12 protein-coding genes are annotated in these 13553 nt (G+C 62.9%); 9 read left to right on the forward strand and 3 right to left on the reverse strand.

Annotation, left to right across the window (positions count from 1 at the left end):
- The 3 genes from DBR12_RS06355 to ompA form a co-directional block, all read right to left on the reverse strand.
- Positions 1-420, reverse strand: a 420-nt coding sequence (locus tag DBR12_RS06355; protein ID WP_158274984.1) for an HAD hydrolase-like protein, incomplete at its 3' end; no start/stop codon positions are given.
- A gap of 9 nt (positions 421-429) precedes the next feature.
- Entirely contained in the window at positions 430-1140 is a 711-nt protein-coding gene (ubiG, locus tag DBR12_RS06360; RefSeq protein WP_108616492.1) for a bifunctional 2-polyprenyl-6-hydroxyphenol methylase/3-demethylubiquinol 3-O-methyltransferase UbiG, read from the reverse strand.
- A 90-nt stretch (positions 1141-1230) separates the two neighbouring features.
- A complete protein-coding gene (gene ompA / locus DBR12_RS06365) occupies positions 1231-1878 on the reverse strand; it encodes an outer membrane protein OmpA (protein ID WP_108616493.1) in 648 nt (215 codons plus the stop codon).
- Between the two features lie 224 nt (positions 1879-2102).
- On the opposite strand from ompA, the gene gyrA reads away from it, so the two are divergent.
- The 9 genes from gyrA to DBR12_RS22580 all read left to right on the forward strand — a co-directional run.
- The gene (gyrA, locus tag DBR12_RS06370) at positions 2103-4775 is read left to right on the forward strand and encodes a DNA gyrase subunit A (RefSeq protein ID WP_108616494.1); all 2673 of its coding nucleotides are present in this window, start codon (positions 2103-2105) and stop codon (positions 4773-4775) included.
- Between the two features lie 115 nt (positions 4776-4890).
- Positions 4891-6000 (forward strand): 3-phosphoserine/phosphohydroxythreonine transaminase, encoded by a 1110-nt coding sequence (serC, locus tag DBR12_RS06375; protein ID WP_108616495.1) that lies wholly within the window; start codon positions 4891-4893, stop codon positions 5998-6000.
- 50 nt (positions 6001-6050) lie between these two features.
- Positions 6051-7148: a prephenate dehydratase gene (gene pheA / locus DBR12_RS06380; RefSeq protein ID WP_108616496.1), complete on the forward strand. Its 1098-nt coding sequence runs from the start codon at positions 6051-6053 to the stop codon at positions 7146-7148.
- 12 nt (positions 7149-7160) lie between these two features.
- Positions 7161-8033: a prephenate dehydrogenase/arogenate dehydrogenase family protein gene (locus DBR12_RS06385; RefSeq protein ID WP_108616497.1), complete on the forward strand. Its 873-nt coding sequence runs from the start codon at positions 7161-7163 to the stop codon at positions 8031-8033.
- 135 nt (positions 8034-8168) lie between these two features.
- Positions 8169-10199 (forward strand): bifunctional 3-phosphoshikimate 1-carboxyvinyltransferase/cytidylate kinase, encoded by a 2031-nt coding sequence (locus tag DBR12_RS06390; protein WP_108616498.1) that lies wholly within the window; start codon positions 8169-8171, stop codon positions 10197-10199.
- A gap of 194 nt (positions 10200-10393) precedes the next feature.
- Positions 10394-12079: a 30S ribosomal protein S1 gene (rpsA, locus tag DBR12_RS06395; RefSeq protein WP_108616499.1), complete on the forward strand. Its 1686-nt coding sequence runs from the start codon at positions 10394-10396 to the stop codon at positions 12077-12079.
- Between the two features lie 84 nt (positions 12080-12163).
- On the forward strand, positions 12164-12499 hold the full coding sequence (locus DBR12_RS06400; protein ID WP_108616500.1) for an integration host factor subunit beta: 336 nt from the start codon (positions 12164-12166) through the stop codon (positions 12497-12499).
- Positions 12500-12619: 120 nt separating this feature from the next.
- Positions 12620-12958 (forward strand): lipopolysaccharide assembly LapA domain-containing protein, encoded by a 339-nt coding sequence (locus DBR12_RS06405; protein ID WP_108616501.1) that lies wholly within the window; start codon positions 12620-12622, stop codon positions 12956-12958.
- Positions 12948-13553, forward strand: a 606-nt coding sequence (locus DBR12_RS22580; RefSeq protein ID WP_369861375.1) for a tetratricopeptide repeat protein, incomplete at its 3' end; no start/stop codon positions are given. The genes DBR12_RS06405 and DBR12_RS22580, both read left to right, overlap by 11 nt.

The following is a 13553-nucleotide window of genomic DNA, read 5'->3' on the forward strand; positions in this document are numbered from 1 at the left end:
CGTGTCGCCACTGACCACCGCTCCAGCCGTTTCAAAAAGTGGAATCGCGCGGGTCAGCGGTTCTGTAAACCGCGCCGCCTTGTTGGTCACGACCCCCCACAGCAAGTTGCGCTGCAAGAGTTGATGAACCAGTTCGGGCACACCCTCAAATATTGTGGTGTGCTCAGTCATGCGCGACTCATAGTTCACAAAGAACTCTTCACGCCACGCGGCGAAATCAGGATGGTCCGGGGTCATGCCAAAGGCCTCGCCCAGCATGCCGCGCGCTCCAGCCCCCGCCATTGGCCGGTAACGCTCCAGAGGCAGGGAGGGTAAACCGCGATCGGTGCGCATCTTGTCGGCAGCAGCCCCCAGGTCGGGCGCACTGTCGATCAGCGTTCCATCCAGGTCAAACAGAACAGCACGAATGTCTTGGAACATGGGTGCCCTTCAGCCCGTACGCCGGGTGGCGAACAGGTAATTCACGCTCGTATCTTCACTCAACCAGTAGCGCTTTGTCAGGGGGTTGTACTCCAGCCCTTTGGTGTGCAAAACATCCAGTCGCGCACTGCGGCAACTGGCGGCAAGTTCGCTGGGACGAATCATCTTTGCATATTCATGGGTGCCCCGGGGCAGCATGTTCAGCACATACTCCGCCCCCACAATGGCCAGCATGAAGGCCTTGGCGTTGCGATTGATGGTGGAGAAAAACACCCAGCCCCCGGGTTTGACCAACTGGGAACAAGCGCGGACCACGGACGCGGGATCTGGAACATGCTCCAGCATTTCCATGCAGGTCACCACATCAAAACCCGCTGGCTGCTCCTGGGCCAGCGCTTCCACGCTGATTTCCTGATAGCGGATATTCGGGGTACCGGCCTCCAGTGCATGCAGTTGCGCCACGCGCAACGCTTTGGAGGCCAGATCAATACCCAGGACATCCGCCCCCTTGCGCGCCATGGAGTCGGCCAAAATACCGCCCCCACAACCGACATCCAGTACCCGCTGGCCATTCAATGGACTGAAGCCATTGATCCAATCAAGCCGCAGCGGATTGATCTGGTGCAGCGGGCGAAATTCGCTGTCCGGATCCCACCAACGGTGGGCCAACTCTGAAAACTTGGCCAATTCGGCCGGATCTGCATTGACGGTGTCACTCATGCTACCAATTGTCCCTGAACGTGATGCACGCAAGACTCCAGACGCAAAAAAGCCCCGTTACCGGGGCTTTTTTGTGAAGCAATCCGAAGATTACTGAGCGGCGCGGGTACCGACCACTTCGATTTCCACGCGGCGGTTCTTGGCGCGACCTTCGGCAGTCTTGTTGTCAGCCACAGGCTGCTTTTCGCCCTTGCCTTCGGTGTACACGCGGTTCTTTTCGATGCCCTTGGACACCAAGTAGGCCTTCACGGCTTCGGAACGACGCACCGACAGCTTCTGGTTGTAAGCGTCAGAGCCCACGGAGTCGGTGTGACCCACGGCAATGATGACTTCCAGGTTGATGCCCTTGACCTTGGAGACCAGGTCGTCCAGCTTGGCCTTGCCTTCTGGCTTCAGCACCGACTTGTCGAAGTCGAAGAATGCGTCAGCGGCGTAGGTCACCTTGGTGGCCACGGCTGGAGCGGGGGTGGCTGCAGGAGCAGGAGCAGCGGCAGGAGCAGGAGCAGCGGCTGGAGCAGGAGCGGCAGCGGCAGGTGCGGTTTTAGCAATAGCACCGTCGCAACCAGCGGCAGCCGTAGCAGGCGTCCAGTTGGCATCGCGCCAGCAGTATTCGTTCGTACCGTTCTTCCAGACCAGATCACCGCTGGCATTGCGCCAGTTGTCAACGGTTTGTGCGCCAGCGGCGGTTGCGAGCGCTGCAGAGGCAAACAACATCGCCACTTTGTTCAGTTTCTTCATGGTTCTCCTCTTGGGGAAAAAGCCGCAGCCGCGCTGCGAATCAGGACGCTAGGGATGACCACCACCCAAAGCGTTCAAACGATTGTGCCATACGTAACAGGGCAAAAGCGGTGGTGACGCGCCGAGGTCCGTAGGACAAAACCGGAATTGCTTCGATATGTTGCGCGGTCGCTACACGGTCTTAGCCCTAAAATGACCCTCCTTTGCCGCCACCGCAGCCCCCAATGACCCAGTTTGCCAAAGAAACCCTGCCGATCAGCCTCGAAGAGGAAATGCGGCGCAGTTATCTCGATTACGCCATGAGCGTGATCGTCGGCCGGGCCCTGCCCGATGCGCGCGATGGCTTGAAGCCCGTGCACCGCCGCGTGTTGTTTGCCATGCACGAGCTCAACAACGACTGGAACCGGCCCTATAAAAAGTCGGCCCGTATCGTGGGTGACGTGATCGGTAAATACCACCCACACGGCGATTCGGCGGTGTACGACACCATTGTGCGGATGGCGCAGGATTTCTCGCTGCGCCACATGCTGGTGGACGGTCAGGGCAATTTCGGCTCGGTGGATGGCGACAATGCAGCCGCCATGCGGTATACCGAAATCCGCCTGGCAAAAATCGCGCATGAAATGCTGGGCGATATCGACAAGGAAACCGTCGATTTCGGCCCCAACTACGACGGCAGCGAAAAAGAGCCACTGGTGTTGCCCAGCAAGCTGCCCAATCTGCTTGTTAACGGCTCGGCAGGCATTGCGGTGGGTATGGCCACCAATATTCCGCCGCACAACCTCAATGAGGTGGTGGATGCCTGCCTGCACATGTTGCGCAACCCCGAGACCTCCATCGATGAACTGATGGAGATTATCCCGGCGCCCGACTTCCCCACCGCTGGCATCATCTACGGCATCAATGGCGTCAAAGACGGCTACCGCACAGGCCGTGGCAAGGTCGTGATGCGCGCGCGCTGCCACTTCGAGGACATTGACCGTGGCCAGCGCCAGGCGATCATCGTGGACGAGCTGCCCTACCAGGTCAACAAGAAGACGCTGCAGGAGCGCATGGCCGAACTGGTGCACGAGAAGAAGATCGAAGGCATCAGCCACATTCAGGACGAGTCGGACAAGTCGGGCATGCGCCTGGTGATCGAACTCAAGCGCGGCGAAGTGCCCGAAGTGGTGCTCAACAACCTGTACAAGCAGACGCAGCTGCAGGACACCTTTGGCATGAACATGGTGGCGCTGGTCGATGGCCAGCCGCGCCTGTGCAATCTGAAGGACTTGATCGTCGTCTTCCTGCAGCACCGCCGCGAAGTGGTCACCCGCCGCACGGTGTTCGAGCTGCGCAAGGCGCGTGACCGAGGCCACGTGCTGGAAGGCCTGGCTGTGGCACTGGCCAACATCGACGACTTCATCGCGATCATCCGCAACGCCCCCACGCCGCCGGTGGCCAAGTCCGAACTGATGGCCCGCTCGTGGGACAGCAAGCTGGTGCGCGAGATGCTCACCCGCACACGCGCCGATGGCGGAGTCATCAGTGCCGACGACTACCGCCCCGAGGGCCTGGAACGTGAATTCGGCATGGGCCAGGATGGCCTGTACCGCCTGTCGGAGACGCAGGCCCAGGAAATCCTTCAGATGCGCCTGCAGCGCCTCACGGGCCTGGAGCAGGACAAGATCGTGGCCGAGTACAAGGAAGTCATGGCAGTCATCGAAGACCTGCTGGACATCCTGGCCAAGCCCGAACGCGTTTCGACCATCATTGGCGAGGAGCTCACTTCCATCAAGGCAGAGTTCGGCCAGCACAAGCTGGGTGCGCGCCGCAGCGTGGTGGAGTACAGCGCCCAGGACCTCTCTACCGAAGACCTGATCACCCCCACCGACATGGTGGTGACGCTCTCCCACACAGGCTACATCAAGAGCCAGCCTCTGTCCGAATACCGCGCCCAGAAGCGTGGCGGGCGCGGCAAGCAGGCCACGGCGACCAAGGAAGACGACTGGATCGACCAGCTCTTCATCGCCAACACGCACGACTACATCCTGTGCTTCTCCAACCGGGGCCGCCTTTACTGGCTCAAGGTGTGGGAAGTGCCTGCGGGCTCGCGTGGCTCGCGCGGCCGCCCCATCGTCAACATGTTCCCGCTGCAGGACGGCGAGAAGATCAATGTGGTGCTGCCGCTCACCGGCGACATGCGCAGCTTCCCTGCTGACCGCTATGTTTTCATGGCCACCAGCATGGGCACCGTAAAGAAGACGGCGCTGGATGAATTCAGCAATCCGCGCAAGGGCGGCATCATTGCCGTCAACCTCGACGATGGCGACTACCTGATTGGCGCGGCGCTGACCGATGGCAAGCACGACGTGATGCTGTTCAGCGACGGCGGCAAGGCCGTGCGCTTCGACGAAAACGATGTGCGCCCCCTGGGCCGTCAGGCGCGCGGCGTGCGCGGCATGATGCTGGAAGACGGCCAGAGCGTGATCGCCATGCTGGTGGCCGAAGACGAGACACAAAGCGTGCTCACCGCCACCGAAAACGGCTATGGCAAGCGCACCAGCATCGTCGAGTACACCCGCCATGGCCGTGGCACCAAGGGCATGATCGCCATCCAGCAAAGCGAACGCAATGGCAAGGTCGTGGCGGCCACGCTGGTGCATTCCGATGACGAGATCATGCTGATCACCGACAAGGGCGTGCTGGTGCGCACCCGCGTGAGCGAAATCCGCGAGCTGGGCCGTGCAACCCAGGGCGTCACGCTGATCGCTCTGGACGAAGGCTCCAAGCTCAGCGGCCTGCAACGCATTGTGGAAAACGATGCCAATGTGGCCGACGCCGACACTGAAGGTGACGGCAATGCAGACGGTAGTGGCGCCACTGACTCAGGTGCAGCGCCCACCTCCGACGCCTGATCTGTCGTTTTGCTTTCGCCGGGTGCCGCGCCAGACGCAGCACCCGGACGCTATTAAAAGTATAGCTGTCAGCGCTTATCCAGCAGGCGCAGGTAGCATTTTTGACTGTTAAACCATGACCCGCCCCTACAACTTCTCGGCCGGCCCGGCCGCCATCCCCGCCGAAGTGCTGGAGCAAGCCGCCGCCGAAATGCTCGACTGGCACGGTAGCGGTATGGGCGTGATGGAAATGAGCCACCGGGGCAAGGAGTTCCTGTCCATCTACGAGCAGGCCGAAGCCGACCTGCGCGAACTGCTGGCCGTACCCACCAACTACAAGATCCTGTTCATGCAGGGCGGAGGCCTGGCCGAAAACGCCATCGTGCCGCTGAACCTCTCGCGGGCCGGTGCGGTGGACTTTGTGGTGACAGGCAGCTGGAGCCAGAAGTCGCAGAAGGAAGCGCGCAAGTACGCCAGCGAAGTCAACATCGTGGCGTCCGGCGAAGACACCGGCTTCACCACCCTGCCTGACCCGGCCTCGTGGACCGTGAGCCGGGGCGCGAGCTACCTGCACATCTGCAGCAACGAGACAATCAACGGAATCGAATTTCATCAGTTGCCCGACCTGAAGGCGCTGGGCAGCGATGCGCCACTGGTCATCGACTTTTCGTCGCATGTGGCGTCGCGGCCCGTGGACTGGAGCCGCGTGGGCCTGGCCTTCGGAGGCGCGCAGAAGAACCTGGGCCCCGCCGGCCTGACGCTGGTGGTGGTGCGCGAAGACCTCCTGGGCCACGCCCTGCCAGCCTGCCCCAGCGCTTTCGACTACAAAACCGTGGCCGACAACCAGTCGATGTACAACACGCCCCCCACATGGGGCATCTACATGGCTGGCCTCACCTTCCAGTGGCTTAAGCGCCAGAGCGAAGGCAGCCTGAGCGGCGTGGCTGCAATGGAGCAGCGCAACATCGCCAAGGCCGCGCTGCTCTACAACGCCATTGACAGCTCGCAGCTGTATGTGAACAAGGTAGCGGCCAACTGCCGTTCGCGCATGAACATCCCGTTCTTCCTGCGCGATGAAAGCCGCAACGATGCATTCCTGGCCGGAGCCAAGGAACGCGGTCTGCTGCAACTCAAGGGCCACAAGTCCGTGGGGGGTATGCGCGCCAGTGTCTACAACGCCATGCCGATCGAGGGCGTCCAGGCGCTGGTGGACTACATGCGAGAATTTGAGCAAAAGCACGCCTGAACGAACGCCTGCCCTCCCCGTTCACGCGCCCGCGCACACAGACCCCATCCATGAATACTCCGCAAGCCTCATCCGATCTCGCCAGCCTGCGCGTGCAGATCGACTCCATCGACCAGCAACTGCTCACGCTGCTGAACCAGCGCGCGCTGGTGGCCGAGCAGGTGGGCGAAGTCAAGAAGCGTGAAGGCACGCCCTTCTTCCGTCCTGACCGGGTCGCCCAGGTCATCGACAAGATCACCCACGCCAACCCCGGCCCGCTCAAGGGCCCGCATGTGGCGGCCATCTGGCGCGAGATCATGTCCGCCTGCCTGGCGCTCGAATCGCCCCAGCGCGTGGCTGTGCTCGGCCCCGAAGGCACCTTTTGCGAGCAGGCGGCCGTCGAGTTCTTCGGTGGTGCCGCCGACCTGATGTACTGCGCCAACTTCGACGAGGTATTCCACGCCACTGCCGCAGGCAGCGCCCAGTACGGCGTGGTGGGCGTTGAGAACTCTACCGAGGGCGTGGTCACGCGCTCGCTCGACCTGTTCCTGCACACCCCCACGCATGTGGTGGGCGAAGTCAGCCTGCTGGTGCGCCACAACCTGCTGCGCACCAGCAATTCGCTCGACGGCATCGAGGCCGTGCTGGCCCACCCGCAGGCCCTTGCACAGTGCCAGGCTTGGTTGTCCAAGCACCTGCCACACGCCGAGCGCCGCCCAGTGTCGAGCAACGCCGAAGGCGCACGCCTGGCCACCACCAACCCCGCCTGGGCCGCCCTGTCGAGCGAACGCGCAGCCACGCAGTTTGGCCTGCACATCGTCTCGCACGCCATACAGGACGACGCGTACAACCGCACGCGGTTTGCCATCATCTGCCTGCCCCACACGCTGCAGACGCCCCCCCCCTCGGGCAAGGACTGCACCAGCCTCGTGGTCTCGGTGCCCAACCAGCCTGGCGCGGTACACGACCTGCTGGTGCCGCTCAAGACGCATGGTGTGTCCATGACGCGCTTCGAATCCCGCCCCGCGCGCACAGGCCAGTGGGAGTACTACTTCTACATTGACCTCGACGGCCATCCCGCGCAGCCCCATGTGGCACGCGCATTGGAAGAACTCCGCAGCCTGTGCGCGTTCTACAAGGTCCTGGGCACCTACCCCGTGTCGTCCTGAGGAGCCGCCAAGATGTTCGAACAATTGGGACTCATCGGCTGCGGGCTCATGGGCGGCTCCTTTGCCCTGGCCATGAAAAAAGCAGGTCTGGTCAAGCGGGTGGTGGGCTACAGCAAGTCGCCCTCGACCACCGACCGCGCTCGCCAGCTGGGCGTGATTGATGTAGAGGCGCCCTCGGCCTTGCTGGCCGTGGCTGGTGCCGACATCGTGCTGGTGGCTGTGCCCGTGGCCGCCACCGAAGCCACGCTGAAGGCCATCAAGCACCTGGTCACCCCCCAGATGCTCGTCATGGACGTGGGCTCGACCAAGGCAGACGTGGTGCAAGCCGCCCAGCGCGCATTGCGGGACCAGGTGGGCTCGTTTGTGCCCGCGCACCCCATCACCGGGCGCGAGGTGTCGGGCGTGGAACACGCCGAGGCGGACCTCTACAGCGGACGCCAGGTCATCCTGACGCCCACCGAGCGCACCCTCACGGTCCATCTGCAAAACGCAGAAAAAATCTGGAACGCCCTGGGCTGCCGGGTGACCAGCATGTCGCCCGAATCGCACGATGCCGCTTTCGCCGCTGTCAGCCACCTGCCCCATATGTTGGCCTTTGCGATGATGAACAGCATTACCGGGCAAGCGCACGGTGATGATTTTCTGTCCCTGGCGGGCCCGGGGTTTCGGGACTTCACCCGCATTGCGGCCAGCGACCCTAAGGTGTGGCGCGACATCATGCTGGCGAACCGCGAAGAACTCCTGGCCCAGTCCAAGCTATTCCAGCAAGCCCTGCACAACATAGAGCAGGCCATGGAAATGGGCAACGCCCAGGCTCTGGAAGACATGCTGACCCTTGCCAGTGAAACACGCGCGCACTGGCGCATGGGTGCAAAGAGAAAATAACCCCCTGAGTCGCCTGCGGCGCCTTCCCCCAAGGGGGACGCACCCGGTGGCCTAGCAAAGCCAGTTCCACGGGTGCACTGGGATGGGTCTGCGCCAGTTGCTACGGGCGCTGGCACCAATGGACGAAAGACACTGATGTACAGCACCGCATTACTTGATTTGCCCCCCCTGCAAGCCGCTGCGGGTGAAGTCCACCTGCCCGGCTCCAAGAGCATCTCCAACCGGGTGCTGCTGCTGGCCGCGCTGAGCCATGGCACCACCACCGTGCACGACCTGCTGGCGTCCGACGACACACGCGTGATGCTGGATGCCCTGCGCCAGATCGGGTGTACGGTGGATGAAGCGGGCAGCACGGTGCGCATCACCGGCCTGGGTGGCCGCCTACCCCAGTCCCCCTCCAAGCTGTTCCTGGGCAATGCGGGTACCGCCATGCGCCCGCTCACGGCAGCGCTGGCGCTGCTGGGCGGCGAGTTCGAGCTGTCGGGCGTGCCGCGTATGCACGAGCGCCCCATTGGCGACCTCATCGACGCCCTGCGCCAGCTGGGCTGCCAGATTGACTACCTGGGCAACCAGGGCTACCCACCGCTCAAGATCGCCCACGGCCAAGGGGTGCCAACCCTGGCGCTGGCAGAGCCCATCCGCGTGCGCGGCGATGTGTCCAGCCAATTCCTCACCGCGCTGCTCATGGCGCTGCCGCTGGCGGCGGGCACACAGGCCATCGTGATCGAGGTGGTCGGCGAGCTGATCTCCAAGCCCTACATCGCCATCACGCTCCAGTTGCTTGCGCGCTTTGGCATCGCGGTCGAACACCAGAACTGGCAGCGTTTCACCATCCCGGCGGGCAGCCGCTACCAATCGCCCGGCAGCATCCATGTGGAGGCCGACGCATCATCTGCTAGCTATTTTATAGCACTCGGAGCAATAGCGACGGGCGGAGATGGCCAAAAAAGCATCAAAATTCAGGGTGTCGGGCTGGATTCGATCCAGGGAGACATCCGTTTTGTCGAGGCCGCGCGCGCCATGGGTGCCGTGGTGACGGGCGGGGCCAACTGGCTGCAGATCAAGCGCGGTGCGTGGCCCCTGAAGGCCATTGAACTGGACTGCAACCACATCCCCGACGCCGCCATGACGCTGGCCGTGATGGCGTTGTATGCCGAAGGCACCACCACGCTGACCAACATTGCCAGCTGGCGCGTGAAGGAAACCGACCGCATTGCTGCCATGGCCACCGAGCTGCGCAAGCTCGGCGCCACGGTGGAGGAAGGCGCGGACTACATCCGCGTGACGCCCCCGGCCCAGGCAGCCGACTGGAAAGCCGCCAGCATCCACACCTACGACGACCACCGCGTGGCCATGTGCTTCTCGCTGGCCGCCTTCAATCCGGCGCGTCTGCCTGTGCGCATCGAAGACCCCAAGTGCGTGGCCAAGACCTTCCCCGACTATTTCGAGACCCTGTTCTCGGTGGCCCAGGTGGACACTGCGATGATCCCGGTGATCTGCATCGACGGCCCCACGGCGTCGGGCAAGGGCACGGTGGCGGCGGCCGTGGCGCAGCGGCTGGGCTACCGGTTTCTCGATTCGGGGGCGATGTACCGCATCACCGCCCTGGCCGCGCTGCGCAAGGGCCTGGCCATCGACGCCGAGCACGAAGCACGCATTTCCAGCATGGCGCAGACCCTGCCCGTGTGTTTTGAAGGTGGCAGGGTGCTGCTGGGCAGCGACGACGTAACCGACGCTATCCGCACCGAAGAAGCCGGCATGAACGCATCCCGCGTGTCCGCCCTGCCCGCCGTGCGCACGGCGCTGGTGGACCTGCAGCACAGCTTCCAGCGCCTGCCGGGGCTGGTGGCCGATGGCCGCGACATGGGCACCGTGATCTTCCCGGCGGCCCCCTTGAAGGTGTATCTCACGGCCAGCGCCGCCTGCCGCGCAGAACGCCGTTATAAACAGTTGATTTCAAAGGGTTTTTCAGCTAGTATCGAAGACCTTCGCGCGGATTTGGAGGCGCGTGACGCACGGGACAGCTCCCGCAGCGTTGCCCCCTTGAAGCCCGCGCAGGACGCTCTGGTCCTGGACAACTCCGATTTGACGATTGATGAAGCCGTCGAACAGGTGTTGGCCTGGTGGCAGGAGCGCCAGCCCTTCGCAGCTGCTGCGCAGGGCTGAAACGTGGAGCCCTCGGGCTCCAGGCAGTGCCGAAAGGCCTTGCCACAGGCCCACGCAGCCCCTCTCGCGCGCCAGCGCACAGGTTGTGTGGATCGATAACCTAACCCGCGGCTCTGCCGCAAAAAACCACCGCAAGCAGCTATAAAAACGGTAGCAATGGTGCTACCGGAATCCTGTTTGTGGCAAGGAAACACATGTCCGAATCTTTTGCCGCCCTTTTTGAAGAATCCTTGCAGCGCACAGAAATGCGCCCAGGCGAAGTCATCACCGCTGAAGTTGTGCGCGTTGAGCACAACTTCGTGGTCGTGAACGCTGGCCTCAAGTCCGAAGCCTACGTGCCGCTGGAAGAGTTCAAGAACGACAAGGGCGAAGTCGAAGTCCAAGTGGGTGACTTCGTGTCGGTGGCCATTGGCTCCATCGAAAACGGCTATGGCGACACCATTCTGTCGCGCGACACCGCCAAGCGTCTGGCTTCGTGGATGAGCCTGGAAAAGGCCCTGGAATCCGGCGAATTCGTCACCGGCACCACCTCCGGCAAGGTCAAGGGTGGCCTGACTGTCCTGGTCAACGGCATCCGCGCATTCCTGCCCGGTTCGCTGATCGATACCCGTCCGATCAAGGATCTGACGCCGTACGAAAACAAGACCATGGAATTCAAGGTCATCAAGCTGGACCGCAAGCGCAACAACGTGGTGCTGAGCCGCCGCGCTGTGGTGGAAGCCTCCATGGGCGAAGAGCGCGCCAAGCTGATGGAAACCCTGAAGGAAGGCTCCATCGTTCAAGGCGTGGTCAAGAACATCACCGAATACGGTGCGTTCGTGGACCTGGGCGGCATCGACGGCCTGCTGCACATCACCGACATGGCATGGCGCCGCGTGCGTCACCCTTCCGAAGTGGTGACGGCTGGTCAGGAAATCACTGCCAAGATCCTGAAGTTCGACACCGAAAAGAACCGTGTCTCGCTGGGTCTGAAGCAAATGGGCGACGACCCATGGATGGGCGTGAACCGCCGCTACCCACAATCGACCCGCCTGTTCGGCAAGATCACGAACATTGCCGACTACGGCGCGTTCGTCGAACTCGAACCCGGCATCGAAGGCCTGGTGCACGTGTCTGAAATGGACTGGACCAACAAGAACATCGCTCCCGCCAAGCTGGTTTCGCTGGGCGACGAAGTCGAAGTCATGGTTCTGGAAATCGACGAAGACAAGCGCCGCATCAGCCTGGGCATGAAGCAGTGCAAGGCCAACCCATGGCAAGAATTCGCACAGGACACGAAGCGCGGCGACCGCGTGAAGGGTCCTATCAAGTCGATCACCGACTTCGGCGTGTTCGTGGGCCTGGCTGCCGGCATTGACGGCCTGGTGCACCTGTCTGACCTCTCGTGGAACGAACCCGGCGAAGCCGCTGTTCGCAACTACAAGAAGGGCCAGGAAGTGGAAGCCATCGTGCTGGCCGTGGACGTGGACCGCGAACGCATCTCGCTGGGCATCAAGCAGCTCGACGGCGACCCATTCACGACCTTCGTGACCGTGAACGACAAGGGCCAGACGGTGACCGGCAAGGTCAAGACCGTGGACGCCCGTGGCGCTGAAATCGACCTCGGCGAAGACATCGTGGGCTACCTGCGCGCTTCGGAAATCTCCCGCGACCGCGTGGAAGATGCCCGCAACGTGCTGAAGGAAGGCGACGAAGTCACGGCCGTAGTGGTGAACGTGGATCGCAAGACCCGCAACATCCAGCTGTCGATCAAGGCCAAGGACATGGCCGACCAGCAAGAAGCCATGTCTTCGCTGTCGCAACAGTCGGCCCGCGAAAGCGCCGGCACGACCAGCCTGGGCGCCCTGCTGCGCGCCAAGCTGGACAACTCGGAAAAGTAAGTAAAGCGCTGACCCCTTGAAAGGTCAGACAGCGGGCGCCTCGTGCGCCCGCTCTTCTTTGAGAAGCCTATGTCCCAAGACTCCATGACCCGCTCAGACCTCGTTGAAGAACTGGCCGCCCGCTTTGGCCAGCTCACCCACCGCGATGCCGAATACGCCGTCAAGACCATTCTGGACGCCGTGGGCGATGCCCTGGTGCGTGGGCACCGCATCGAGATCCGGGGTTTTGGCAGTTTCTCGGTCAACCACCGCCCGCCCCGCATGGGCCGCAACCCCCGCAGCGGCGAGGCCGTGGCCATTCCTGAAAAGCGTGTGCCGCACTTCAAGCCCGGCAAGGCCCTGCGCGAAGCCGTCGACAAGCGCACTGCCGAGATGGAAGAAAAGACCCAGGCCACGTCGGGTTTGCCAGATCAAAATTGATAGCTAAAAACGATTGATGGTCGCGCCCAAGCGGCCATTTTTATTGATACTGGTGCTCTTCAGACTTGCGGAGAACTCTGTACGCAAGCTCTTAGAATCGCCCCACCACTGGGGAGACCGATGAAATACCTCCTGTGGCTGCTCAAGGCAGCCATTTTTTTTACGCTCTTCGCCTTCGCGCTGAACAACCAGCAGGACGCGACCGTGCATTTCTTCTTTGGCACCCAGTGGCGCGCGCCGCTGGTGCTGGTGGTGCTGACGGCCTTCTCGGCAGGGCTCGCCGTGGGGGTACTGGGCATGGTGCCCCGCTGGTGGCGCCATCGCACGGCCGCCCGTCGTGCCCAGGCAACCGCTGCAGTCGCTACGCCAGCCCCAGCGCCCGCAACGACAGCGACCAACAACAGCACGCCTGCCTCCCCCCCGCCACCTCCCGACCTGCCCTCCATCCATGGAATTTGACCTGAGCTGGATTCTGCTGGGCCTGCCCGTGGCCTTTGTGCTGGGCTGGCTGGCTTCGCGTTTCGACCTGCGCCAGCTGCGTGCCGAAAACCGCCGCGCGCCCAAGGCCTACTTCAAAGGCCTGAACTTCCTGCTCAACGAGCAGCAAGACCAGGCCATCGACGCCTTCATCGAAGCGGTGCAGAACGACCCTGACACCTCCGAACTGCACTTTGCCCTGGGTAACCTGTTCCGTCGTCGTGGCGAATACGACCGAGCGGTGCGTGTGCACGAGCACCTGCTCTCGCGCGGCGACCTCTCCCGCACCGACCGCGAGCGTGCCCAGCATGCACTGGCGCTCGACTTCCTCAAGGCTGGACTGCTCGACCGCGCCGAAGACGCCCTGCATCGCCTGGAAGGCACACCCTTCGAGGCCCAGGCCCGCCTGGCCCTGCTGGCCATCTACGAGCGCTCGCGCGACTGGCCGCACGCCGCCACCATTGCCCGCAAGATGCACGACGCCGACCAGGGCGATTTCAGCACCCGGCAGGCGCACTACCTGTGCGAACAGGCGCTGGCCCTGATAGCGCAGGGCGATCTGCCAGCAGCCCAGGCG

This window comes from Acidovorax sp. HMWF029, assembly GCF_003060895.1.
GTDB lineage: Bacteria > Pseudomonadota > Gammaproteobacteria > Burkholderiales > Burkholderiaceae_C > Acidovorax.